We start from the raw sequence: 25,015 nt of genomic DNA, 5'->3' as shown, positions 1-25,015 counted from the left end.
ACACCTCGTTTTAGTAAAAGTAAGAGGAGGAACATACGATGCCCCTCCCCTCCTGCTGACTACAATCCAATCCGTTCGAAAATACGATCCACGTTTTTCAAGTGATGGGTGTAATCAAAACATTGTTCGATTTGTTCAGGGGACAGTGTTGATGTAATTTTTTCGTCTACTTCAATCAATTCACGGAATGGAATCCCTTTCTCCCAGGCTTCCATTGCTTTTGGCTGGACCAGGTCATAAGCCTCTTCACGAACCATGCCTTCATCAATCAGGGTCAGCAGTACCCGTTGAGAGAAGATAAGCCCGTACGTTTTCTTCATATTGGCTTTCATCTGCTCCGGGAATACCGTCAAGTTTTTGACGATACTGCCAAACCGGTTCAACATATAATTGATGGCAATCGTTGCATCCGGCAAAATGACACGTTCCGCTGATGAATGGGAAATGTCCCGCTCATGCCAAAGGGCGACATTCTCAAACGCCGTCATCATTTCACCGCGAATGACACGGGCCATGCCTGTCATATTTTCCGAACCGATCGGGTTCCGCTTGTGCGGCATTGCTGACGAGCCTTTCTGACCTTTAGCAAAAAACTCTTCCACTTCACGTGTTTCTGTTTTTTGCAGGCCGCGGATTTCGACTGCCATTTTTTCAATGGAAGTGGCGATCAAGCTTAATGTAGAAACATAGTGAGCATGGCGGTCACGCTGCAACGTCTGCGTTGACACGGGTGCCGCCTTCAAACCGAGGTTACGGCAAACATATTCTTCTACAAAAGGATCAATGTTCGCATAGGTACCGACTGCTCCGGATAGCTTTCCGACTTCGATATGGTCGATGGCAAGATCCAAACGTTCCAGGTTCCGCTTCATCTCTTCATACCAAAGCGCAAGCTTCAGACCGAATGTGGTCGGTTCCGCATGGACGCCGTGGGTGCGTCCCATCATGACAGTGTGCTTATGCTCCAGGGCTTTATCTGCCAGGATATCGATAAAGCTGACCAGATCTTTGCGGATGATTTCGTTCGCCTGCTTCAATAAGTAAGAAAGGGCGGTGTCCACGACATCTGTGGAAGTGAGACCGTAATGCACCCACTTCCGCTCTTCACCTACGGTTTCGGAAACCGCGCGAGTAAAGGCAACGACATCATGTCGTGTTTCTTTTTCAATTTCATAGATGCGCTCGATATCGAACGATGCATGCTGGCGCAGCTTCTCGACATCTTCTTTTGGAATGATGCCAAGCTCACTCCAAGCTTCACAGGCAAGCAATTCGACTTCAAGCCAGGCTTTGTACTTGTTTTCTTCTGTCCAGATGGCTCCCATTTCTGGACGTGTGTAACGATCAATCATGTTACTCCTCCTAAAACTGTCCCACCCAACACTTTACCATGTGGGAAGCTGATTTTCTTCCATCCGTTGAAAAATTTCATCTAAGCTTGTGCCAACTATCGTGATATGACCCATCTTTCTCTCCGGCCTCGCTTCTTCTTTCCCGTAATCATGAAGGTGAAAGTCCTGAATACGGGCAAGGTTTTCAAAGAGCTCCTCCCGATGCTTCCCAAGAATGTTGAGCATGACAGCTGCCGGAAACGATTGGACTTTTAAAAGTGGCAGTCCGCAAATCGCACGTACATGCTGTTCGAACTGCGAGACATTGCACGCTTCAATCGTGTAATGACCGGAGTTATGTGGTCGTGGCGCCATTTCATTGACAAACACCTGGTCATCTTTCACAAAAAGTTCGACAGTGAAGGTGCCGACCACTTGCAAATGCTCTGCTAATAGCTTTGCAGCCGCCTTAGCCTTCGCTGCCACGTTATCGTTGATTGCTGCCGGGATCTGGGTCCGGTGGAGGATCTGGTTATTGTGAGTGTTCTCAGCCACAGGAAAATACGTTATTTCTCCGGTTTGGCTACGCGTGAACACCACGGATATTTCTTTTTGAAAATCGATGAAGGCTTCGATAATATAAGTAGAATCTGGTGCGATGAAGTTTTCCACTTCCGCCAGGTCCTCTTCCTTATTCAGCTTAACCTGACCTTTTCCGTCATATCCCCCGGTAATCGTCTTGATGATCGCCGGGTATCCGATCGACTGAACGGCTGTTTTTACTTGATCAAACGTTTGAACAATCTCGTAATTCGGCACATTCAACCCTGTTTCGACAGCGATTTGTTTCTCTTTTTGTCGATTTTGCGTGATTTCTAAAGGCAGGGCTCCTTGCGGCAACTTTCCGGTTTTTTCGAGCATATCGGCCACATTTAGATCGACATTTTCAAACTCATAGGTGATTACATCGCTGATGTTTTCAAGGTTCCGGGCTGCCTCAAAATCATCATAGGCTGCTTCGATATGGTAATCTGCAACCTGGGCACACGGACAATCCGGTTTCGGGTCGAGGACGGCGACTCGATAACCCATATGTTTTGCCGCTACAGCCATCATCCGTCCGAGCTGTCCACCACCTAATATTCCAATTGTCTGACCCGGGATGAGTCTAACTGTCATGGAGCTCACTCCTCATTTCTTCGACTTTTTCTTTCATACGGGATCGATAGTCTGCTAGTTTGTCAGCAATCGATACGTCAAAGCTTCCCAGTATTTCTGCTGCCAAAAGTCCGGCATTCTTAGCCCCTGCTGTTCCGATAGCTACGGTCGCGACCGGGACACCGCCAGGCATTTGAACAATTGATAATAAGGAGTCCATCCCTTTGAGGGACTTGGATTCCACCGGGACGCCAATGACCGGAAGCGTCGTCTTTGCAGCAACCATCCCCGGAAGGTGGGCGGCACCGCCAGCACCGGCAATAATCACTTTCATGCCCTTCCCTCTCGCTTCATCAGCATAGCGGAACATATCTTCCGGCGTCCGGTGAGCGGAAATGATTTCTTTTTCATAGGCTATTTCAAGTTCATCCAGCACTTCACATGTATGCTGCATCGTCGACCAATCGGAGATACTTCCCATGATTACTCCTACCTGAGCCATCGAACCCCTCGTTTCATTAAAATTATGGTTTCGCGCCTAATTTAGTATTTTCGCGCAGTTAACAGCTGTTTTCGCGCAACAATTTTGTTTTCCGCGCTCTTTTCAATTTTTTAGCGCCTTTATTCGGATTCTCGCGCCCACACTAATAACTAAAAAAACGCCTGCACCACCTTCTCCACTATGAGAGAAGATGGGCAGACGCTTTTTGCGGATACCGAATACAATCATCGCAGCACAGCAATGATTCATCTTCCTCATAGTCCAGTAATTTACGGTTACCGGGTAGAGACGAACGGGCCATATTCCCGTCTTATATGAGGTGCTTTATTCAATTAACTACGTTCATCATAACAATTTCCCCAAAGAGCTGTCAACGTTAAAAACGAACATTGTAAAACTCCATAGAAATTATTGTTCGCTTTTTACCGCTTGAAAGACAATCTTTCTTCCAACCGGCTCATAGATTTTCTCACCGTCTCGATTCACTTCCTGGAAGATCGGTTCTTCTGCTCGTCGAACCGGGGTGTAGCCTTCTTTTTTCATACGATCCAGGCATTGATCGATTGTTTCGCCTTCGTGGACTTCAAAGCGCATTTTTTTGCTTTTCGCCATTGCTCAACCTTCCCTTCTTCACCTGCTTGACCCAGAACCCACCGTGGATCTGTTTGGGTTCATAAGCGATGATGAATGCTTTCGGGTCAAGCGTACGAATTGTGTCGTATAATTTCAATTCATACTTGCGCGGTGTCAGGATCTGCATGGCAAGCCGGTCTCCTTCCATTCCATAAGCAAACCAGCTCGTTACCCCGTAGCCCTTATCTCTAAGCTTACGCGTAAACTCAATGTCCGGGCTTGAGGAAATGACATTCACTGTAATGTAGCCAAGTGCGAGCTTTTCTTCAATTTTCATTCCGACAATGACACCAAGTGCATACCCGACCGCATAGGCGATGACGTTCTGAATCTGATCGAGGTTGTCTAGCACCAATCCTAAACCTAAGATATACACAACAATCTCAAACATACTGATAAAAGCTGCTAAGTAACGTTGTCCTTTCAGCGTCAGAATCATCCGGATCGTAAAAAAGGAGACATATACAATGTTGATGACCAGGATGATAGCGATCATAACCAAGGCATTATCCAGCATGGCAGCCCCTCCAAACCTTTATAGCTTATCATCTCCCCTGCAGCTATAGGCATTCACACAGGTGAAAGATATGCATACACTATATAACAGGAAGAAACGTCTGCACAATAACTTTTTTACATTTTAAGGGAGAGGCTGGAATTGCTATGAATCAATTCGATGATTGGAAAAAGAATTTAGATCGTTTTTTCGGCCATGATTTCTGGGGAGATTTTGAAGGACTGGTCAAGCCCCCGCTGCCCCAAATGAATTTATATCAATACGATAATGAATTGCTTTGTATCTTTAACATTCCAGGGTTAAAAGATTTGAATAAAGTGGATGTCTACGTGAACCACGCCACCTTGGAAATCAGAGGCATCGTCGAGATCAACCAAAAAGGCGGCCAGCAGGTAAAAGGCGAAATCATGGAAGGCACATTCGACCGCCAAGTCGACCTGCCCTATCCGGTCCGCAGCGATAAAATCCAGGCATCCTATAAACAGGGCCTGCTCGTCGTACAGCTTTACCGCCTAATTTCAGATGCCAACCAAAAGAACCGCATCCAAATTACGAACCTGGAAGAAGAATGATCCCTCCGTTGATAAAATAACCAATGCTGACCAAGTTGCAGCATTGGTTATTTTGGTATCACCTTTAGGACAAGAAAATAAAGTAAAGAATGAAAATCACAAATAGCAGATACATAATCGGGTGGATTTCTTTGATTCGCCCTTTCATGATCATCGTAATTGGGTAAAAAATGAAACCTAGAGCAATACCTGTCGCAATGCTATACGTCAGCGGCATGGCGATAATAGTGAAAAAGGCGGGAACTGCAATTTCGAATTGATCCCAGTCGACATTTTTCAAAGAAGATGCCATCAACACACCAACAATAATCAATGCTGGAGCGGTGACTTCAGCCGTCACAACTCCAAGCAGCGGTGAGAACCATAACGCTAATAAGAAGAAGCCGGCCGTTACAACGGAAGTGAAACCAGTTCGTCCACCAGCGCCTACACCAGCTGTCGATTCAATATAAGAAGTAGTAGTCGATGTTCCAACCGCAGCCCCAACCACAGTAGCAGCAGAGTCAGATAACAGCGCACGACCTGCTCGTGGCAGTTTATTATCTTTCATGAAACCTGCCTGAGTGGATACAGCAACCAATGTACCAGCAGTATCAAAGAAGTCGACAAACAAGAATGTCAAAATAACAACGAGCATCTCTATGGTGAAAATATCTCCAAAATGAATGAATGCCTGTCCGAAAGTAGGCGCGACACTTGGTACACTGCCTACAACATCGCCAGCTCCTTTTGGAGGATCAATCAACCCAACGACCATGCCAGCAATTGCCGTCAAAATCATACCATAAAAAATTCCGCCTTTGATACCCAGCGACAACAGAATAACCGATGCGACAATCCCAAAGATAGCAAGCAGAACAGTCGGCGAGGTCAAGTCGCCTAGCTCGACCAGTGTGGCTTCATTAGCCTGAATGATTCCGGAACTCTGAAAACCGATGAAGGCGATAAACAATCCGATACCAGCTCCGACAGCCATTTTCAAATTGGCTGGAATAGCATTAATGATTCGTTCACGAAGTCCTGTCAGCGTTAAAACGATAAAAATAAGTCCAGATGCCAACACCCCGGCAAGCGCGGTTTCCCATGGGATTCCATACCCCAGAACAACCGTGTAAGCGAAGAAAGCATTCAGCCCCATACCCGGAGCCAAAGCGATCGGGTAACGTGCGAACACACCCATAATTAATGTACCGATAGCAGCCGCTATCGCAGTTGCAGTAAATACGGCTCCCTGGTCAATACGGGTCACGCCTTCTGGGAGCTCTTCAACCCCTACAAGGGCCAAAGTAGCCGGATTAACAAATAAAATATAAGCCATAGCCAGGAATGTTGTCATCCCCGCCATGAATTCGGTACGGTAGTTCGTACCCAATTCTTCAAATCTAAAAAACTTCTTCATGGTGATTCTCCCCCTCTATGTTTAACCGTCGAAAAAATTAAAAAGCACTCCATGGATTTCTCCAGGAGTGCTGAACTGACGCGGGGAATTCGGACATGCAGAAAGATATACATCTCCCCTGCCTGTCCAATCCACCAACGTAGTCAGGCCATTTACGGCAGCCTGGTAGAAACGTTCGGGCCATATCCCCGAATTTATACGACGGTGTCACTATATTTATTTCTCTTATATCGTACGAGCCTTCCTCGCAATTGTCAACCTAAAAGACGAACATTTAATAATTAAATTTTGGTAATGTTCGTTTATTCCCATTCAATCGTAGCAGGCGGCTTGCTCGTAATGTCATAAACAACGCGGTTGATATGTTCGACCTCATTGACACAACGAGTGGAAATCTTCTCCAGAACATCCCAGGGAATGCGCGCCCAATCAGATGTCATTCCATCAACAGAAGTGACAGCCCGGATGCCGATGGTATGATCATAGGTGCGTGTATCTCCCATGACACCAACAGACCGGAAATTAGGCAGTACCGTGAAGTATTGCCAAATGTCACGATCAAGACCCGCGTTGCTGATTTCTTCACGGAGGATAGCATCAGATTCACGGACAATCTTCAACTTTTCCTCAGTCACTTCCCCCAGGACACGGATAGCCAGACCTGGCCCTGGGAACGGCTGTCTCCAAACGATTTCATCAGAAACCCCCAGCTCTGAACCTAGAACACGCACTTCGTCTTTGAACAACGTATTCAATGGCTCGATCAATTCGAACTGCATATCCTCAGGCAGCCCGCCAACATTATGATGGGATTTAATCGTCTGGGCGGTATCGGTGCCACTCTCGATAATATCCGTATAAAGCGTACCTTGCGCAAGAAAGTGAGTATCCTTCAGCTTAGCTGCTTCATCATCAAACACATAAATGAATTCATTACCGATGATTTTCCGCTTTTGCTCCGGATCAGAAACGCCAGCCAGTTTACTCATGAACCGCTCTTTAGCATCCACTTTGATGACGTTCATGTTGAAGCCATCACGGAAGGTGGTCATGACACTGTCGGCTTCCCCTTCCCGCAAGAGTCCGTGATCGACAAAGATACAGGTCAGCTGGTCGCCAATCGCCTTATGGATCAAGGCAGCTACAACAGAAGAATCGACCCCACCGCTTAATGCACACAATACCTTCTGCTCACCCACTTGTTCGCGGATTTTTTCCACTTCCATATCGATGAAGTTTTCCATCGTCCAGTCACCTTCAGCCCCACAGACATCATAGACGAATTGTTTCAAAAGGTTATCGCCATATTCGGAATGGCGTACTTCCGGGTGAAACTGAACCCCATACATCTTCCGCTCATCATCACTGATTGCAGCTACGGGACAGGAAGGACTGGTAGCATCAGTGGAGAACCCTGGGGGAGATTCGATCACCTTATCGCTGTGACTCATCCATACTGTTTGGACAAGAGGAGTATCTTTGAACAGCACAGGTTCATGCTCTTTCAACGTAATCGCAGCTTTTCCATATTCCCGTTCATTGGCACGTTCTACCGTACCACCAAAATGGTGGGTCATCAGCTGCATACCATAACAAATTCCAAGCACAGGAATGCCCAGTTCAAAAATCTCTTCGTCGCAGCGAAAACTATTTTCCCCATAAACACTGTTCGGCCCGCCCGAGAGGATGATCCCGGTTGGATTCATCGCTTTCACTTCATCAGCGGTCAACTTATGAGAATGCAATTCACTGTAAACACCGAACTCCCTGATCCGCCTTGTGATCAGCTGGTTGTATTGACTTCCGAAATCCAATACTAGAATAAAATCATCGATCTGTTTCATATCTTCAGCTCCCTTTTTCCCAAAGCTTAACCTTGTAATATTAGAAACACCCGGATCACCGCCAACACTTATGGCGAAAGCCCTCGTTTCTGCTTATACAGAAATTAAAATTTCTCATTGTAATAAAATAGACTTCTGCCCCTGATCACAGGAAGGCAGAAGTCCACTGAAAAAATAGGAAATCTGCCTTCATAGTCAGGATATTTACGGCATCCCGGTAGAGACTCTCGAACCTTATTATCGAGGATATATGAAGGTGCAGCATGTGTAATTTTCATTAATTCTATCAACCCACATGGCAAGAATCAAGACAATGCCTTGTTGATTAAATTTTCCCATAATTCTGTGACCTTTCTCCATTGATCGGATTGCTGTTCATTTCTGTATAACATCCGTTCATAATGATGGGTCAATACTTTCATATCATTGGTCTGGAAATGCCTGTCCACATCATTGGCATATTCCCGTAGTGTCTGGTTCGGCTTCCGCTTCAGCCCTTTATTATCAAGAACTTTCAACAGATAATGGTAGGCGTTTTGATAAGCAGCCGGATCTTCACTTTGCTTGTATCGCCTTTTCAAAAAGGCGGACATCCAACGGAATCGGGTCACGTACAAAACAATAGCTATTCCTGCCAAGGCTGCAGTTAAGCCAATATAATTCCAGAAGTTACCTCCCTCTTCCGAAGCAGCAGCGCCACTTTCATCAGAATCAAAATCTTCCTCTATTTCCTGCTGCTGATTAGGAGATTCCGTGTCTGGTGTGTCTGTTTCTTCGGAATTATCTTCATTAGAACTGCTATCTAAATCGTCCGTATCTACATAAAAGTCTGTCGGGTTAGAGAAACCTTTGGTGGGCTCAAATGGTACCCAGCCGATTCCAGGAAAATGTACTTCCACCCAGGAATGGGCATTGTTGTTTGTCACCTGGTATAAGTTATAGGTGTCCCCGTCCTCCAGTTCGATATCCGTATCTTCCAATTCGCCGCCAGTAAAACCTTTTACCCAACGAGCCGGAATGCCGACAGAACGAAGCATGACTACCATCGAGGTCGAGAAGTTATCACAGTATCCTTGCTGCGTTTCGAACAAGAACTGATCGACATAGTCATCACTCTCTCCTGGAACTGCTACGTCTTCGGTATTGTATTCAAAACCGCTCGTTGAAAAGTAATTCTCCACTTCTTTTACCCGATCATAACGATTGTCTTCATCTTTAATAATCTGCTCGGTCAAATTTTCCACTCTTCCTGGCAGATCATCAGGAAGCTGCAAGTATTCATCACGGATTTCCCGGGGGTCGTTCTCGCCCGCTTCTCGTAATTGATCATATTCATAGGAAGGGACGTCGATTTGCATCCGATAGCCGGGGATTTGACGGGATTTCTGGTTAACTTGCGTTTCTACTTCGCCCGTGGGCTGATGAACAAGAAATTGAAACTGCTCAGGATAAGATACGACCTCTGCTGCACCATATGGATAAACCAGTTTATTCAGTTGCACGTCATCATTGAAATTGACAAGCGAGTATTGCTCTTCCGTCTCTACTTCATCAGTAAAGGTCCTGATTCCCAGGTCGCCTCCATTAGCAACCCTGATATCCTCTTCCAGGGTATCCTCCCATCCCTTACCGGTATAATGATTCTTCGATTCTACTCGCCAATACCTTTCTTTCTTGGCTGCCACCCGAAAAACTGGTGTGTCGTCCCGCATGAACGCACCGCCAAGCTCGGAGTCATTTTCACCATAGCCGATCTTCTGAATGCTTCCACCGCCTGGTCCGTTACCGCCAGAGTTACCTACTGCACTTTCAATATATGGGACAGGATCCGCCCATTGCGGCCCGGGCTTCGGAGAAGCAAATCCGACTGCGGTCGAAAACAAGACGATTGCAGCCATCGGAAGAATCCAACGGTGAAGACGCTTCATACCTCCGAAAGAAATCCCCTCTTTCTCCATTTCTCTCGAAAAACTGGATACCCCAAGAGCGATCATAGCAATAATGAAGGTTCGTACGATTGCCCACTGCCCGTTGTATTCCGTAAAGGTATCCATGATCGTGATGACAAAGAATGTCATGAGTACAAACAGAAAAATACGTTTGGCGATGACAAACCAGAAATACAGCAGGTAGCTCATCAGCCAAAGCAGAACAAGGAATAAGAAGCTCCGGAAGAACGCCGTCATGTCTCCCCATTGCTGGTTCAAAATGAGATCGATATTATAAGCGAACTGCTGATAAATAATCAGGAACCATTCTTTACTAAATAATCGCTCATAAAGGAACAGTCCATCCAAAATAAAAACAAGTCCCAGCAGCTTCAAAGGCATCGACAGCCACCAGCTGACCTGTAAAAAAGAAATGAAGAAGCTAAAGGCTGCAAAAATAATGAAAACCGTAATGTTCTCCGTATCCGTAACTTTCTCTAACGGCCTCATCCATTCCCAAAACAACAGAAACCCACAAATGTAGAGAATCAGCTGATAATAAAATTGTTGTTGGTTTTCTCCTCTCATGCCTTCACCTCGAATTCTTTCTTACTCAGCTCGGCTTCTGTCATCACGTTCACCATGACCCCCCGGTAATCCAACTGTTTTAACAATTTCCTGACTTCGGGTGTCAACTGGGTGGAAGGAGCAATGAAAAATAAAATCACCCGCTTCGCTTTATGCTGCATTTGAACGAGCACTTCCAGTACACCTTCATCCATGCTCGTTGTCACTACCATCGTAATCAGCCCTGCCGGAAGCTTGTGTTGTTCCTGTGCTAATTGTTTGGAAAATGTTTGATTTTCCGCCGGCATGATGATGGAAAGGTGCCGCCGGATATTATCCATCTGCGCTTTGTTCAGCTGGAATGAAAACGAAGCCGTACGATCCGCCAACGTTTTCAGCATTAATTGCGATGATTTCTTTTGCAGCTTGGCCAGCAGCGAATCCGCCAATTCGACAGCACCCTCAAAAGCGATCATATTCCGCGAGGCATGGCTGCCGGCATCAAGTACCACCAGCATATCGATGCTTTTCTCCTGCTCGAACTCTTTCGTCATAATCGCATCTTTACGAGCTGTCGCCTTCCAATCAATCCACTGCAGACGGTCGCCAGGCATATATTCCCGAACACCAGCGACAATGCTTGTATTATTATCGCTGAGAGATAACGAGGGACTGGCCCCCTGCTGATAGCTGTACGCCTGCTCTTTGAATTGCAGCTGGCGGCGATAAGGATAGGCTACCAACAGGTTATCCAATTCGAACACATGCTCTTTTTTAATAAATCCAAAAAAATCTCCTGTTCTGATTCGTAACGCCCGTAAATGATGCTCCCCTCTCGGGATATGATCGAGTTCATAGCGGTAATGGATGGAGCGTTGAAACCAAGGAAAAGCGACTCGTTTCATCACTCTTTCCATCTGCATGTTCTCCGGATTGTTCATCCACTTGAACTTCTCCAGGTGTGTATCTCTTTTGGCTAATGACACAGGAAAATATTCTTCGAGTACACAATAAAAAAGCGGGAAAGGCATCCGCCGTTCCAACGTGATTTCTACATCCACAGATTCTCCCGCTTGGACAATCCGCTTGGACAATTTGCGGGCAGCCTTCCAATTATCAAGCGGATAGAGCAGAAGCAGCAGCATATAGATCAGAAAGGGGAGAAACGCAGCAAATAAAAACCAGCTGACAAAGCCTCCCTGAAACATGGCATAAGAAAAAATCACTGCGAACAGCAGCACAATCAACGATAATTTAAGCGCAAAGCTTACCCAGCGTTTCATTCATGTCTGTTCCTTTGCACCGGGATCGCAATCTGCTCCAGAATCTCTTCAGTAATCCTCTCTGCTGTGTATCCTTCAAATTTCGCTTCAGAGGTCAAAATGATCCGGTGCGGCATGACGAATGGTGCTAAGTATTTGATATCATCGGGAATGACATAATCCCTATCCTGAATGAACGCAAAAGCCTTCGCAGCTCTCATCAAGGCGATCGAACCACGAGGGCTGACTCCAAGATAGACACCATCATGGTCCCGCGTCGCTGTCACAACATCCACAATATAATGGCGGATCGTATCATCGACGTAGACCTCTTTCACGCTGTTTTGAATATCGAGAAGCTCGTCTTTTGTCATCACAGCCCGGATTTTTGTTAACGGATGGTCCCCGGACGTACGGCTCAACATTTCACGTTCCTCCTGAGCAGTCGGATAGCCCATATTCAACTTCAGCAGGAACCGGTCCAACTGCGCTTCCGGCAATGGATAAGTACCTTCATACTCAATCGGATTCTGCGTTGCCATGACAAAGAATGGTTCTTTCAATGGTACCGGCGAACCTTCGACCGTTATGCTGGACTCTTCCATACCTTCCAGCAGGGCAGACTGCGTCTTCGGTGAAGTCCGATTGATCTCATCAGCCAGAACGACATTTCCTAAAATCGGTCCCGGCCGGAATTCAAACGCCATTTCTTTCGGGTTATAAATAGAAACACCCGTCACATCAGATGGCAGTAAATCAGGTGTAAACTGAATCCGCTTAAATTCACAATCCAGTGATTTTGCAATTGCCCGTACCAGCATTGTCTTTCCGACCCCCGGCACGTCTTCCAACAGGACATGGCCCTTCGCCAACAGCGCTACCATACTAAGGAGAGTGACCTCCTCTTTTCCTACCATTACTTTATTCACATTTTTCATCACTTCTGATATTTTTGGTTCGTATAAGGACAGTTGCTGGGTCATTTGTCGACTCCTCTCACCTTCTATAACTCCTGGAAATTTAAATTTTCCGTATATTTCAACTATACTATATCCTGACTCATGGGACAAAAAGCACCACTCGAATGTCGATCTATCAAAATACCTTATAACAGAAGGATTCTTCTATTGAGTTACTTCAAAAGGAGAGAACAGGATAATATTGTTACTATTTTATTTATTAGTATGTGAGATTCTGTCCTGACACAGCACTCTTCTAACTTAACGTGCTGACATTCTTTTTTATAACCTTTTCAAAACGAAACCATCCGTTATATGATTAGGGTAATCAGAGCATACGTAGTTCCGCAATTCAGAAAGGAGAGAACAGAGTGAGTGTAAAATCCACGATTTATAAAGTACTGCGGATTTGGAACGATGTCGATGCGGTCCGGAAAGGAAAAATCGGCCGCAGAGTCGGAAGAAGGGCAGCAGGAAAAGCGACCGGAAAAATTATGCGCAAGTTATTTAAGTGACGCCAGAGAAGCTTCTTTTTCACAAGAGAAGCTTCTCTTTTTGTTTACATTTTTTATGAAAAGCGTTAAACTAAATCAATGAATTACTTAGCTAGGTAAATAATTGAGGTGAATCCATTGACTAATACCGAAACCCGCGAATTATTTCATTTATTGAACCAACGAGTGAGGCTAATTACAAAAGAAGTGAACAACGTATTGAGCGACCATGGGTTATACCACTCCCAATGGTCCATTATTTTTTGTCTGGATCAATTCGGCCCGATGACGCAAACAGCAATATGGAAGTATTTGAACGTAGAAGCCCCTACGGTCACTCGCACGTTATCACGAATGGAAAAGAACGGCTGGATTATAAGGAAACAAGGCGAGGATAAACGGGAACGCGTCATCGAAATGACGGACGCCGCTAAACAAAAGTTTGCAGCTGTCAATGAAGCGGTCGATCAAGTTGAAAAGGAAATGGCACACCCGCTTTCCAGCGAGGAAATCCAACACTTACAACTTCTACTAAGGAAATTAGGTGCCACTGAAGGAGAGTAATGCATCATGGAACAAAGCAAGCGAGAACCGATTTGGACGAAGAGTTTCATCAGTATCTCGTTGACACAATTCACGGTCTTTCTGGTTTTTTACGCCCTTTTGACCACCCTCCCCATTTATGTCATTCATGATATGAATGGAACAGAAGCCCAGGGCGGCTTGACGGTCACTGCCATGTTAGTAGCAGCTATTCTCATCCGGCCTTTTTCAGGGAAGCTAATAGATGTGATCGGCAAAAGGAAGACATTATTCGTCAGCATCATGGTGTTTACAATGACCACCTTCCTTTATATAGGAATTAAGGATTTTATACCTTTATTATGGCTGCGATTGTTTCACGGTCTGTCATTCGGCCTGTTCACGACGGTGAGCGGAGCAATTGCCGCTGACGTCGTCCCCGAGTCACGCCGTGGTGAAGGTATCGGATATTTCGCTATGGCTATGAACCTAGCGGTCGTAGTCGGCCCATTCATCGGCCTTTCGGTACTACAGTTCGCCCCATTCCAGGTTCTTTTTATACTGTTAAGTGTATTTATGATCAGCGGAGCTCTATCTGCTTTTCTGGTTAAGGTACCACAAGCAACCGAAGCGGTCCGGAAAACGGGCACGTTTAAATTATCTCTGCATGATTTGATCGAGACAAAGGCAGTGCCGATCGCCTTGATCAGCAGCCTGGCTGCATTATCTTATTCGAGCATCCTTTCATTCCTGTCCGTTTATGCTAATGCAATCGGGCTATCATCGGCTGCCAGTTATTTCTTCCTCGTTTTCGCGATGGCCATGCTGCTCTCGCGTCCATATTTAGGAAGGGCCTATGACATCAAGGGGCCGAAGTTTGTCATTATCCCGTGTCTATTCATCTTCGCTTTCGGCCTGGTGTTTATCAGTTTTACTAGTGCCGCGTGGATGCTGCTCGCTTCCGCAGCTATTATCGGGCTCGGCTATGGGACACTGCTGCCAAGCTTCCAGACTATGGCTGTCCAATCAGCACCAATTGCCCGAAGCGGACACTCGACCGCTACCTTCTTCATGTTCTATGATACCGGAATTGCTGCCGGCTCCTTCGTTTGGGGATTAGTGGTAGCAAAAGCAGGATTCCAGCAATTATACCTGATCAGCGCTGTTGTCGTACTCGTGTTAATCGGCCTTTTCTATACGTACCAGGCCAAGCGTCAGCCCAAATACGCAGCTAAGAACCACCCAGTATAATCCCGCATTTATATCATAGAAAAAGCATTGACGTGTCGTCTATCCAGGAGGACTACGTCAATGCTTTTCTTATAATGAAACTGCTAACTCAGGTCCGCTTTGATTTTTCAATAATATGTTCCAGCCCGGCATGTGCATTCCGGAACGTGGCGAGTTCACTATCCAGATACTCAAAACTCATGGCCAGCTGAGGCGTAATTCCAACAAGAATACACTCCGTTCCTACCAGCGTCAAGGTTTCCGTCAACTGCTGTACCTGGTAGCTGATGCCTTCATCAAACGTGTGAATACCACTTAAATCGATTAAAGCATGCTCAATATCCGCAGATGCACATTCTTTCAAAACAAACGAAGTCAAACGTTCCGAACGCTCTCTATCAAAAGTACCGATTAAGGGCACCGCTATCGCCTTATCCCAAATCTTGATCAGCGGCGTCGATAGCTCCTCAATCAGCTTATCTTTCCTTTTTTCCTCTTCCGCTTTTGTTGTCACATCCATCAGCATGACCACATAACCGTCCACGTTACCTGCTTCACCTTGCACAGGCGTAATGACAATATCTGCGACAAATTGATTACGGATATTGATACGGGCGCGATGCGTCTCCATCAAGGTCGCCATTTTCTCCTGCTGATACGCCGGGTTTGTGTGAAAATGATCCATATTCATTCCGATAAAATCTTCAGCACCATCCAAGTTAAACAACGGTGCGATTGCAGTGAACAGCTTTACCGCATTGTCATTCATCCACTTCACATCGTAATTTGTATCTGCAATTAAAATATTTTCTCCAATACTGTTTAAAGTATCCAACAATGATAGATTTCTGGGGATTTCACCAACAAAACTCATTTATTTCACCTATCCTACTTTATGTTTATGTCATTATTTTATAGCACTCAGGCAACCTTTCATAAGAAAAAGCCTGAACCCAGGACAGGACTGAGTCAGACTTCTTACTATAGATTATAGGTGTTATTATTTCGAAGATTCAATTACTTTGTATTTTCCCGGACCTACTACGGTATGGGTATGCTCGAACCCTGTATCTTCCAGGTTCTCCATCACACTTAGGTCCACCATAACACAACGCTGGCAGGAAGATGTAACTACCTTCCCTTTTGCGTCAACACCATTCAATTTAAATGAAATTATATCTCCAATATTTGCTTCGTGACCTTCTGGGGTTTCCATAGCTAACATCCTTTCCATCAATAATGAGTATGATGTTTTCTGACATTATAACAAATTTATAGAAAATTTCCATCTTTTTGATATGCGGGGCCTCTCCCCCTCTTTAAAAACAATCGGAGCAGCCCCCTGGAGCCGCTCCGTTTATCTATTTTTTTGACTGATGTAGTTCCGGATTACATCAGAACTTTCGTATATTATGCTTCCACGCCTGGTCTTTATTGATCATCCGTATCGCTGCATAGATGAGAAGGAATTGCAGGGCAATGATTGGCAGCCCCATCAGACCGGAAATGACCTCAAGTGGAGCAAGTCCACCAATACGCATCAGGACAAGCGCAAGTCCGGTAATAACTGCCGCTATGATGATACGCAGTGTTTTCGGAGGTTCGAACTTACTCATATCCCTCGTACTGGTATAAGCCGCGACCGTATACGTTGTGGAGTCCAGCGTGGTCGTCAGGAAGATAAGCGCCACAATCATGAAGATGACAATCGCCATACTACCTAGCGGAAGTGTATTCAATATTTCCGGGATTGCCGCCATCCTTTCTTCATTTTCAACAAACTCCAAGATACCCAGGTCGCCTTCTAAATATCTGTTGACCCCCAGACCGCCAAGAACCCCTGTTGCAATCCAGGAAATCAATGTTGGCGCCAGCAAGTATGTCAAAATCATTTCTTTAATGGTACGCCCTCTGGAAATCTTAGCGGCGAAGACACTATGAAGCATCGCCCATGTCGCACTGTAAGCAAACCAGAAGACAGTGTTACTTTGAACGTGAGAAGCCGAACCTTCATATACCGATTCTGTATTCAACGAAAAGTTCAGATAGTTGGATAATAGAAAATTAAGACTATCCGAGAAGTAATTCAGGATAAATACGCCCGGACCAGCTATTAGAATAAAAACAGAAAACAGGCCGGCTAACCACATATTCCAGGTACTCAATCGTTTAATCCCCTTCTCAATTCCTAAGTAGGCACTTAGTGAGAACAGGAATACCCAAACGATAGTGACAATGATCGTCATCGTAAATGTAACTTCCATATTAAGCAGGCTGGATAAATTATGGGTAATGATTGGCGCACCCAACCCTAATGTTACAGCAGCACCAGCCAGGATACTGATCAGAAATAAGATATCAAGAAATTTACCGCCGATACCGTCCGTAAACTTATCACCGAAAATATCCCGGCAAGCCTCAGAAATCCGCATCAGTGGACGCTTCTTTACGTGCAGGATATAAGCCATCGCCGGAGCGGCCATAACAAATATCGCAAACACCTGGAAGCCCCACAAAAACATACTGTAGGAGTTACCCCATAACAGCGCTTCTGCTGAGCCAGGGTCCACACCAGCAGGCGGATCGTTTGCTACAGACGTCCATTGCAGCATCCCCGTCCGCATAATAGTGGAACCTACACCCATCGCTATCAAAATAGACGCATATTCAAACAGGCTGAACCGTGGTTTTTCGTTCGGATCTCCCAGTACCACTTGTCCATATTTTGAAAAAGATAGATAAAGTCCTGCGACAACCAGAATGATGCCATACCAGAGATACCCCCAGCTGAACACTTCTACAATATAATCAAAGATAGCATTTAGTAGTTCCAAGGACTCTTTTTCATATAAGGCAAATGGAATACTGATCGCTATGATAATTAATAAGGATGGTACAAATATCGAGTAGTCAATCAGCTTCTTTTTATTCATCGAATCCTCCTCTATTTTTCTCTCGCCTCGTAATGGTTCCCCTTTCCTATTACCCCAAAACTATAAATTATAACGAAATTCGAAATAAGTGGCTTTTCTATTTAATTCCATATTTCCACTCCAAAAATTAGAAGAAAAACAGTCTAATAGCTTTGCAAACCTAGCTAATTTTGATTAAATAAAACTAACGATCCAACAAGACGGAAAAAAATACCTGGACAAAGGATTGTGATCTGGCTGATGTTATATATTTGGGATATTGAAACCATCATCGAGCAGACCAAAAATGAAAACCAATTAGACATCCACTCGGAAGCGAACAACCGGCTCTCAGCACCCATGAGTTTCAACGTATCGACCAATACACTTACATTCAATTATCTGGAAGTGAATGGGTATATCAGTAAAATGAAGATTAAAGAATCCGATGAAAATTTAGTGAAAATTATGCTCTATCACGAACTCGGCTATTATCTGACGTTTAAAAAACATAAGCATGACATACGGACACTGATGTATGGGGAAGATGAGGAAGTCGAAGCATTGAAGAATGAAATTGAAACAAACGCGTGGGAATATGGCAGAACATTGGCACCTGAAGAATTGCTTGATTCCTATGATAAAGTCAGAGAACTAGATGCAAGGCTGATCAAAGGTTTATAAACCAGAACAAAAGCGCAAGCGCCTTGCTCACCCCCGACAAGCTTAAGACCTCGAGGGGGTAGGCGCTGGAGCTGGATGGGATCCACCACGTAAAGTTATCCACAACAAGAAAATTTTATAATTTCCTAGACCATTAAAAAAGCCTCTCAGCACCCGATCGGATTTGAGAGGCCTTTTATATCAAAATTCTTTCTTCATTAACTTTTTAATACCGGCAATATTGACTCCCTGTTCGATAAGCAGTTTCACTTCTTTCAACTGATGAATGTCGTTCAGCGAGTATACACGCTGATTGCCATCATTTCGATTCGGGTTGATTAATCCATGCTCTTCGTAATAACGTATTTGCCTTGCCGTTAATTGCGTAGCATTCTTCACCACACTGATTGGAAACGTCTGGACATGATGAGGAATTTCATCACTCACATCCCCTCCCCTCCCTCATTTTAATTTGGCAATATGGGCATACACATCGTTCAAGTGGTCGTAGCCTAACCTTTTGATATGGCGAATGCTTTCCGTCCATAAATGCGCGGTTGCAAGTGCATCATACAAGGCATGGTGTCTTTGATGATTGCAAATACCATAGTGTTCACAATAATCATCAAGGGAAAATAAATCAGAATCAGGGTGCACAATCTTTGTTAGAAAGGATGTATCAATGATGCGATGCTGAAAATCGGATCTCAAAGCGGTCCAGTTCGCATGCTTCATGAACTGCTTCTCATGGCTGGAATGATGAGCGACGAGCGTATCACTTTCCACAAATTGATAGAATTTTTTCAACACGTCCGGCAGCAAAGGCGCTCCTTTCAACTCTTCTATCGTCATGCCTGTCAGTTCTTGAATTTCTTCGGAAGGCTCGGAGTCATTATGAATGGCGGAATAAAACGTCTCTTCTAACATTCGCTCACCTTGTACCTTCACTGCCCCAATTGACAAGATACGATCTCCCTTATAAGGGTAAAACCCGGTCGTTTCAATATCAAAAACAACGACACTTAAATCATCAAATGGGGTATTCAGTACATCCTGCTTTTTTATCTCTCGATGAAGGTTCCTGATATAGGCTAGCTGTCCAGGGTCGGCTACGGAGGCAGAAGCTTCCGGATAAAGACGGCCTGACACTTGTCTGATGAATTGCAGCATGTGATTCATGACCATGCGGAACACTCATTATCTATCATTTTCTTTGTATCGGAAAAAAGCTCATATCCTTTCTTCATGAATAACTTAAGCTCCTTCTTATCCTCTTTCGTCAATTGTTCCATAGCAATCAGATGCGCTTGGTCGTAACTTTCTACCTCTTGCTGAAAACGAAGTCGAAAATCCAGAAGTTTCATGAAATAACCCTCAAAGCGATGCAGTGATGGATAGTCAGCTTTTATTTTTTCAAACCTTGTTAACGTAGAAGGAGCTAATATGCCCTCTTTTAAAGCGAGGAGCCTCATGGCATTGACATAAGGAAAGAAAGTGGTCTGTTTCACGTGAATTTTACCCGATTGCTCCCCATGCGCCCCCGGAAGCAATTGACCGAAAACACCGACGCCTTTTTTAATGAAATCAACATTTTCTACTAATCGAATAAATAATTCTGGGCGGGAATGGATAATGGTCAAAGCTTCCTTTTTGATTTCTTCAAGAAAACGTTCTTCACCAATCAATACCCGGGAATCAAAAAAAGTAGAAAAGTGACGCAGCGATGTCCAGTTCGCTTCGGTCAGCCAATCGGTTACCTGCTGGTTCCAGCTGCTTAGAGATTGGCACCACAACGGATTGGACGCCATTACCTTGCCGTCACAGAGCTGATAACCGACTACTTCCAAACCCTCGGCTATTTCTTTTCCTAAAGTTAAAAAATAGTTTTCGAACTCCTGACTCCCATCAAAAATGATCCCGTGGTCCTGATCACTAAACACCGACTGTTCAAACCTTCCGGCACTTCCCATTAAAAAGAAGGCAAAGGGAGCAGGAGGGTCCCCCCGCTCCCTTTGCACGTAATTCATAGCACATTCCACTGTTGCTGCGATAACTTCATCGTGAAACCTATTCAGCTTGTCATGATCAGTTGAAACGTCTTTTATATATGTTTGCCGCCAATCTCTGATTTTTCCGTAGCTATTCAAGGTAGACCCCCCCTGTTTCAACTAATCGTTTCATTGGTTATGCGCCCCTTTGTTCTTCCGGATGAGGAATGTTTTCCGGATAGCCATAGCCTCCGTGTTCACTCAAGTCCAGACCAACAATCTCTTCTTCTTCCGATACACGAATCCCGCCCATCATTTTATCCATTACCTTCAAGATAATTAATGCCACAACGAAAGCGTATAGACCACTTGCCACAACACCCACCGTCTGCACGCCTAATTGAGTAAAGCCACCGCCATAGAATAATCCGGCTTGCCCCCAGCCGATTTCTGTCGAGAAAGCAGGGACGGCGAATAATCCATTAGCAAGCGTTCCCCAGACACCGACGGTCCCGTGGACAGATAAAGCAAAAATCGGATCATCAATTTTCGCTCGATCAAACAACTTCATACTATAGACGACAATCACCCCGCCAATAAGACCGATGATCACAGCTGCCCATGGTGCAACAAAGCCGGCAGGAGCCGTTATGGCAACAAGCCCTGCTAACGCGCCATTTAATGTCGTCGGCACGTCCGCTTTACCAGTCCAAACATAGGCAACCAGCATCGCCGAAACGGCACCGCCCGCGGCTGCTAATTGTGTATTCAGCATGACAAACCCAAAGAATGCATCTGCTACCTCAAATGTACTTGCTCCATTGAAACCGAACCAACCTACCCATAGCAGTAATACGCCAAGCGCTGTATATACCTGGTTGTGCCCGGCAAGATCATTGGAAGAACCATCTTTGTTATATTTTCCGATACGAGGCTTCAGAACAATGGTTGCTGCCAAAGCTGCCATCGCCCCCGTCAGGTGAACTACCGTTGAACCAGCAAAGTCCTGCTTCCCGTGGTCAGCTAACCAGCCGCCGCCCCAAATCCAGTGAGCTACAACCGGATAGATGACCGCCGAAAATAGTACGGCAAAAATCACATAAGCTGATAATTTCGCACGCTCCGCAAATCCGCCGAACGCAATCGTCATCGCTACTAGCGCAAACATCATCTGGAACATAAAATCTACTGCTGGAGAAAGCCCTTCTCCACTGAAAGAAGCATCACCATAGAAGAAATCCGATAGACCAATAAACCAATTGCCCTCTCCATAAATGAATCCCCAGCCAATTGCCCAAAACATTAATGAACCGATTCCAGCGGTGAAAATGGTCTTACCGGCAATATGGCCGGCGTTTTTCATCCGGGTAGATCCGGCCTCCAGCAAAATGAATCCTCCCAGCATAAGAAATACTAAAAATGTACCAATAATCACCCACAAATTATCCATCAAAACTGTTTCCATTTAATCCTCTCCCTTTCATGTTAGTTTTTGTAACATTAAATGTTAGTTATTAAGTTACTACGAATGAAAGGGTGTCACAATTGGTTTGTCAGATTATCTGACAAGGTTTCTGAAAATTCTATCTCTCTTCTTAAAAGAAACGTCCAAAGGGAAACAGTTCGGCTATCCACAAAATACGTCTGGAGGCTTAGGAGAAATTACACCAAAAGCCGTTATTTATTTTCCATCTAAGCGCTATAATGTAGGTAGATGGTGAAGGGGGCGAAGGTTATGAAAAGGATGTTTTTGTTCTCTGTTGCGGTGGTGGCCGCATTGGTTTTGTTGTTTACGGGATACCAGATGGTTGGTGCTAAACAAGGAAAAAGTGAGGAAGTGGTCGAACGGGATGATGCGGAATTTTTATCAGTAGACCTGGAAATGGGTGTCGGAAGCCTCCATGTTTCACCCGGATCCAAAGAATGGATGAAAGCTCAATTCGAATATGATCATTCCCGGAAAGAACCTGTAGTCACCTATAAACGAAGTGGCACAGAAGGGCATTTAGAAATCAGCGAGAAACGAAGATGGTTTCAGGTAAGCATCTTCGGATTCAACAGTAAAAGTGAATGGAATGTACAGTTGAATGAGGATGTCCCAACCGAACTTGAAATCGAGACTGGTGTCTCTGATTCTAACCTGGATTTACGCAGGATGAACTTAACCGATTTAGATATCGACACGGGCGTAGGGGATGTAACCTTAGACCTCTCCGGAGAAAGAAAAGAAAGCTTTGATGTCACGATTGATTCTGGGGTCGGTGACACCAAGGTATACCTGCCAGAGGAAATCGGAGTAAAAATTAAGATTGATAATGGTGTTGGAGATTTAAATATCAAGGACTTCATTACCAAAGGTGACGATACGTTTGTAAATGAAGCTTACGAAAATGGTGCGGACGTCATCATGGAGGTTGATATTGATATGGGGGTTGGAGATATTACGGTAGAGAAAAAGTAAAGAAAAAGGACTGCCGGTGAAGAGCAGCCCTCTTCCTTTGCAGCCTCGCAAAAGATAAAATATTAATATAAGTTCACGTATTAGCGAAGCGGCTCTTGGTCATAGTGATCACAGAGCTTTTTTACTTGGCCATGCTCGTATCCAATACAGTAATTTTGCGGCTTCCACTGATTAAGCTGCGTAATCGGGAATCCTCTTTTCTTGCCCGCCAAATGATTTGGGAAAAGTTCTTAGGAGTGAAATCATAGACGTCGATCAGGTATTGCTCAAATGCTTGATGGTCAACCTGATTGTTATGTTCTTTCGCAAAATCAATCAAAATTTGTGTCAGTTCCTTATAACTCATTCGTTTCGTTCCATCCTCGGAAAGTGCTTCCGGTTCCGTCGGAAGGATATATTCGTTTTTCGTCGCTGCGCTTGGTAACGGATCTTTCTTTTGGCGCGCCCCTTTTTCTCCCCCATTGGCTTCGGGCAAATCCAGGCTGCTATCCTTCCATACGCTACCATTCTCCTCTAACTCCGCTATAACAGCAGAAGGATCGCCATTTTCCCTTTTCTCCTCTAACCGTTCAAGTCGAGCGATAAGTTCCTGCTGCTCTTTGGTAAGCTGGTTCAACATTTCCCGGAGCTGCTTCTTCTCCTCCTGAATATCCTCCAGGCGCATGTAGATCGCTTTACTCAGCATAGACATGGCAGAGTACCCTCCTTTGATAGGAATGATTATAGTTATAATAGCATACGAAAAAGGCGGGTTATTAGATAACTGCCCGCCTTATCGAAAAATGATAGAAAAGTTGTTGTTTATACGAAGGGCTTAAGTAGGGGAAATGCCCCCTTGCATAGCCGCCTAAGATGAGGCTTTTTACGTTTTATCAAGGGTTAAAGCTTATTCCTGAGAACCATAGATGGATAAATCCTGATAGTCCAAAACAAACATATAGCCATTCCATTTTAATCTATTTTGAATTGTACCTAACCCATCGGCATGAAACGTTCCTGCAATCTGTTGATAAGCGATTAGATCATAGATATTATCGAATTCAAAATCGATTGGGTATAGACCGCTGATAGGATCTACCCATCCACTGACTGGCTCCTTCAGTTTTCCGTTGGTATCATACAATTCATTTAAATACTCCGGATCCCTCTGTGATAAATCGATGATATATCTTTTATTATTCCTTTTACTCCACACTTCCACCTTGTAGTCATCTTTGTAAGTAACATCATAGGTATAGGTCTGGTTGAACGCATCAGAGTCGAACAGCAAGCGGGCCTCGTTATTAATAAAAGAATAGATATAGTTGTTTGTCGTCCCGCCACTGCCCCCTGTAGGAATATTAATCAAAATATCATTAATTCCGTCTCCGGTGAAATCTCCAAGAAACAGCATGGGATCATACCCGATATTTTCTTTCAATGGAATACTGACAGAAACCCCTGTCGCTCCATCCCGGATTCCAAGTGCCATATTTTGAATAATAGAAACGTCTGATTCTCTATAACCAGTCACGTAAACGATATCGGGAACACCGTCCCCATTTACGTCCCCAGTTGCAGAAGCGACCACACCAGTAACTCTCATGTTTGGATTGTAATAATATCTGTACATAACAGACTCCCCAGCATAAATTTTATTGATGCAATAACCTATGCTGTATCCAGGAAACACGTTCAAGTTAATCATACAGGCACTGAAGTACGCTTTTGTTTATACACTAGATTGGGGGGGAGTGTCAGCTATGCCATGGCAGCAGAAAGTGCCATATTTATATGGTCAGCCGATTGGAGTGTCTTTCGTGGATGGAACAGGAGCCTCAGGTGTTTTATGCGGAATTTCTGAAGGAAAGCTTCTCGTTATGCAATACCTTTACCATACCCAATTCGCTTTAATGCAATATGATCTTTATACGATTCAGGATATCCATGGTTTTCCGCTTTGCCCCGACGAAGGGCCTCTATATTAACGAAAAATCCCTCTTTGCTTAAAAAAGAGGGATTTTTCCAGACAGGAGAAAGGGTTTACTAGAAACCCACAGAGCTTTACTAGACAAGTTCAGAAATTAACTAGAC

The 25,015-nt window shown here is 44.6% G+C and carries 26 protein-coding genes and 3 riboswitches; of the genes, 7 read left to right on the top strand and 19 right to left on the bottom strand.

The annotated features are described in order from the left end of the window. Nucleotides 1–59 precede the first annotated feature (59 nt). The 5 genes from purB to B9Y67_RS02795 form a co-directional block, all read right to left on the bottom strand. Entirely contained in the window at nucleotides 60–1,352 is a 1,293-nt protein-coding gene (gene purB / locus B9Y67_RS02815; RefSeq protein ID WP_085505268.1) for an adenylosuccinate lyase, read from the bottom strand. Nucleotides 1,353–1,385: 33 nt separating this feature from the next. Further along, a complete protein-coding gene (gene purK / locus B9Y67_RS02810; RefSeq protein WP_085505267.1) occupies nucleotides 1,386–2,510 on the bottom strand; it encodes a 5-(carboxyamino)imidazole ribonucleotide synthase in 1,125 nt (374 codons plus the stop codon). Continuing rightward, the gene (gene purE, locus B9Y67_RS02805; protein ID WP_085505266.1) at nucleotides 2,500–2,991 is read right to left on the bottom strand and encodes a 5-(carboxyamino)imidazole ribonucleotide mutase; all 492 of its coding nucleotides are present in this window, start codon (nucleotides 2,989–2,991) and stop codon (nucleotides 2,500–2,502) included. Before purE ends, purK begins: the two co-directional genes overlap by 11 nt. 237 nt (nucleotides 2,992–3,228) lie before the next feature. Continuing rightward, nucleotides 3,229–3,329: riboswitch (purine riboswitch) on the bottom strand. A 70-nt stretch (nucleotides 3,330–3,399) separates the two neighbouring features. After that, on the bottom strand, nucleotides 3,400–3,603 hold the full coding sequence (locus tag B9Y67_RS02800; RefSeq protein ID WP_085505265.1) for an NETI motif-containing protein: 204 nt from the start codon (nucleotides 3,601–3,603) through the stop codon (nucleotides 3,400–3,402). Then, nucleotides 3,575–4,141 carry a DUF2179 domain-containing protein gene (locus B9Y67_RS02795; RefSeq protein WP_085505264.1) on the bottom strand — a complete coding sequence of 189 codons (567 nt, stop codon included), beginning with the start codon at nucleotides 4,139–4,141 and terminating at the stop codon, nucleotides 3,575–3,577. The genes B9Y67_RS02800 and B9Y67_RS02795 overlap by 29 nt, the downstream gene beginning before the upstream one ends. Nucleotides 4,142–4,287: 146 nt before the next feature. Between B9Y67_RS02795 and B9Y67_RS02790 the strand changes: the two genes are divergently transcribed. Then, nucleotides 4,288–4,713, top strand: coding sequence for an Hsp20/alpha crystallin family protein (locus tag B9Y67_RS02790; RefSeq protein ID WP_085505263.1), 426 nt, complete (start codon nucleotides 4,288–4,290; stop codon nucleotides 4,711–4,713). A 64-nt stretch (nucleotides 4,714–4,777) separates the two neighbouring features. On the opposite strand, the gene B9Y67_RS02785 is transcribed toward B9Y67_RS02790, so the two are convergent. The 5 genes from B9Y67_RS02785 to B9Y67_RS02765 form a co-directional block, all read right to left on the bottom strand. Beyond that, nucleotides 4,778–6,112, bottom strand: coding sequence for an NCS2 family permease (locus B9Y67_RS02785; protein WP_085505262.1), 1,335 nt, complete (start codon nucleotides 6,110–6,112; stop codon nucleotides 4,778–4,780). Between the two features lie 120 nt (nucleotides 6,113–6,232). Continuing rightward, a riboswitch (purine riboswitch) is annotated at nucleotides 6,233–6,334 on the bottom strand. A gap of 80 nt (nucleotides 6,335–6,414) precedes the next feature. Further along, complete coding sequence (guaA, locus tag B9Y67_RS02780) at nucleotides 6,415–7,956, bottom strand: glutamine-hydrolyzing GMP synthase (protein ID WP_085505261.1); 1,542 nt, start codon at nucleotides 7,954–7,956, stop codon at nucleotides 6,415–6,417. Nucleotides 7,957–8,128: 172 nt separating this feature from the next. Next, nucleotides 8,129–8,230: riboswitch (purine riboswitch) on the bottom strand. A gap of 31 nt (nucleotides 8,231–8,261) precedes the next feature. Next, nucleotides 8,262–10,472: a transglutaminase TgpA family protein gene (locus tag B9Y67_RS02775; protein WP_085505260.1), complete on the bottom strand. Its 2,211-nt coding sequence runs from the start codon at nucleotides 10,470–10,472 to the stop codon at nucleotides 8,262–8,264. Beyond that, nucleotides 10,469–11,734 carry a DUF58 domain-containing protein gene (locus tag B9Y67_RS02770; protein ID WP_085505259.1) on the bottom strand — a complete coding sequence of 422 codons (1,266 nt, stop codon included), beginning with the start codon at nucleotides 11,732–11,734 and terminating at the stop codon, nucleotides 10,469–10,471. Before B9Y67_RS02770 ends, B9Y67_RS02775 begins: the two co-directional genes overlap by 4 nt. After that, on the bottom strand, nucleotides 11,731–12,696 hold the full coding sequence (locus tag B9Y67_RS02765; protein WP_085505258.1) for an AAA family ATPase: 966 nt from the start codon (nucleotides 12,694–12,696) through the stop codon (nucleotides 11,731–11,733). The genes B9Y67_RS02770 and B9Y67_RS02765 overlap by 4 nt, the downstream gene beginning before the upstream one ends. A 347-nt stretch (nucleotides 12,697–13,043) precedes the next feature. Here B9Y67_RS02765 and B9Y67_RS20575 point away from each other — a divergent pair, with 347 nt between their 5' ends. The 3 genes from B9Y67_RS20575 (at nucleotide 13,044) to B9Y67_RS02755 (ending at nucleotide 14,939) form a co-directional block, all read left to right on the top strand. Next, nucleotides 13,044–13,187 carry a hypothetical protein gene (locus tag B9Y67_RS20575; RefSeq protein WP_166761432.1) on the top strand — a complete coding sequence of 48 codons (144 nt, stop codon included), beginning with the start codon at nucleotides 13,044–13,046 and terminating at the stop codon, nucleotides 13,185–13,187. A gap of 117 nt (nucleotides 13,188–13,304) precedes the next feature. Then, nucleotides 13,305–13,730 (top strand): MarR family winged helix-turn-helix transcriptional regulator, encoded by a 426-nt coding sequence (locus tag B9Y67_RS02760; protein WP_085505257.1) that lies wholly within the window; start codon nucleotides 13,305–13,307, stop codon nucleotides 13,728–13,730. A gap of 6 nt (nucleotides 13,731–13,736) precedes the next feature. After that, nucleotides 13,737–14,939, top strand: coding sequence for an MFS transporter (locus tag B9Y67_RS02755; RefSeq protein ID WP_085505256.1), 1,203 nt, complete (start codon nucleotides 13,737–13,739; stop codon nucleotides 14,937–14,939). Nucleotides 14,940–15,027: 88 nt separating this feature from the next. On the opposite strand, the gene B9Y67_RS02750 is transcribed toward B9Y67_RS02755, so the two are convergent. The 3 genes from B9Y67_RS02750 to B9Y67_RS02740 all read right to left on the bottom strand — a co-directional run bounded on the left by B9Y67_RS02750 (nucleotide 15,028) and on the right by B9Y67_RS02740 (nucleotide 17,851). Further along, nucleotides 15,028–15,792 (bottom strand): STAS domain-containing protein, encoded by a 765-nt coding sequence (locus B9Y67_RS02750; protein WP_085505255.1) that lies wholly within the window; start codon nucleotides 15,790–15,792, stop codon nucleotides 15,028–15,030. A gap of 126 nt (nucleotides 15,793–15,918) precedes the next feature. Further along, nucleotides 15,919–16,134 (bottom strand): DUF2187 family protein, encoded by a 216-nt coding sequence (locus B9Y67_RS02745; protein ID WP_062440227.1) that lies wholly within the window; start codon nucleotides 16,132–16,134, stop codon nucleotides 15,919–15,921. Between the two features lie 178 nt (nucleotides 16,135–16,312). Beyond that, a complete protein-coding gene (locus B9Y67_RS02740; RefSeq protein ID WP_085505254.1) occupies nucleotides 16,313–17,851 on the bottom strand; it encodes a BCCT family transporter in 1,539 nt (512 codons plus the stop codon). A 240-nt stretch (nucleotides 17,852–18,091) separates the two neighbouring features. Here B9Y67_RS02740 and B9Y67_RS02735 point away from each other — a divergent pair, with 240 nt between their 5' ends. Next, entirely contained in the window at nucleotides 18,092–18,514 is a 423-nt protein-coding gene (locus B9Y67_RS02735) for a hypothetical protein (protein WP_085505253.1), read from the top strand. A 180-nt stretch (nucleotides 18,515–18,694) separates the two neighbouring features. Here B9Y67_RS02735 and B9Y67_RS02730 read toward each other — a convergent pair whose 3' ends face one another. The 4 genes from B9Y67_RS02730 to B9Y67_RS02715 are packed head-to-tail and all read right to left on the bottom strand — an operon-like array spanning nucleotide 18,695 to nucleotide 21,946. Beyond that, on the bottom strand, nucleotides 18,695–18,940 hold the full coding sequence (locus B9Y67_RS02730) for a MerR family transcriptional regulator (RefSeq protein ID WP_085505252.1): 246 nt from the start codon (nucleotides 18,938–18,940) through the stop codon (nucleotides 18,695–18,697). Between the two features lie 15 nt (nucleotides 18,941–18,955). After that, entirely contained in the window at nucleotides 18,956–19,678 is a 723-nt protein-coding gene (locus tag B9Y67_RS02725; RefSeq protein ID WP_085505251.1) for an exonuclease domain-containing protein, read from the bottom strand. Further along, nucleotides 19,669–20,640, bottom strand: a complete 972-nt coding sequence (locus tag B9Y67_RS02720) for a DUF294 nucleotidyltransferase-like domain-containing protein (protein ID WP_085505250.1) — start codon at nucleotides 20,638–20,640, stop codon at nucleotides 19,669–19,671. The genes B9Y67_RS02725 and B9Y67_RS02720 overlap by 10 nt, the downstream gene beginning before the upstream one ends. Before the next feature lie 37 nt (nucleotides 20,641–20,677). Then, entirely contained in the window at nucleotides 20,678–21,946 is a 1,269-nt protein-coding gene (locus B9Y67_RS02715; protein ID WP_085505249.1) for an ammonium transporter, read from the bottom strand. 270 nt (nucleotides 21,947–22,216) lie between these two features. Here B9Y67_RS02715 and B9Y67_RS02710 point away from each other — a divergent pair, with 270 nt between their 5' ends. After that, nucleotides 22,217–22,942: a toast rack family protein gene (locus B9Y67_RS02710; protein ID WP_176223896.1), complete on the top strand. Its 726-nt coding sequence runs from the start codon at nucleotides 22,217–22,219 to the stop codon at nucleotides 22,940–22,942. 121 nt (nucleotides 22,943–23,063) lie between these two features. Here B9Y67_RS02710 and B9Y67_RS02705 read toward each other — a convergent pair whose 3' ends face one another. Beyond that, a complete protein-coding gene (locus B9Y67_RS02705; protein WP_085505247.1) occupies nucleotides 23,064–23,633 on the bottom strand; it encodes a hypothetical protein in 570 nt (189 codons plus the stop codon). A 195-nt stretch (nucleotides 23,634–23,828) separates the two neighbouring features. Continuing rightward, the gene (locus B9Y67_RS02700) at nucleotides 23,829–24,554 is read right to left on the bottom strand and encodes a VCBS repeat-containing protein (RefSeq protein ID WP_176223895.1); all 726 of its coding nucleotides are present in this window, start codon (nucleotides 24,552–24,554) and stop codon (nucleotides 23,829–23,831) included. 130 nt (nucleotides 24,555–24,684) lie between these two features. Between B9Y67_RS02700 and B9Y67_RS02695 the strand changes: the two genes are divergently transcribed. Next, complete coding sequence (locus B9Y67_RS02695) at nucleotides 24,685–24,909, top strand: hypothetical protein (protein WP_085505246.1); 225 nt, start codon at nucleotides 24,685–24,687, stop codon at nucleotides 24,907–24,909. Nucleotides 24,910–25,015 lie beyond the last annotated feature (106 nt).

Source organism: Thalassobacillus devorans (genome assembly GCF_900176565.1).
Classification (GTDB): Bacteria; Bacillota; Bacilli; order Bacillales; family Halobacillaceae; genus Thalassobacillus; species Thalassobacillus devorans_A.
The sequence above is the reverse complement of the archived record's forward strand: the minus strand, read 5'-3'. Positions and strand labels throughout refer to the sequence as shown.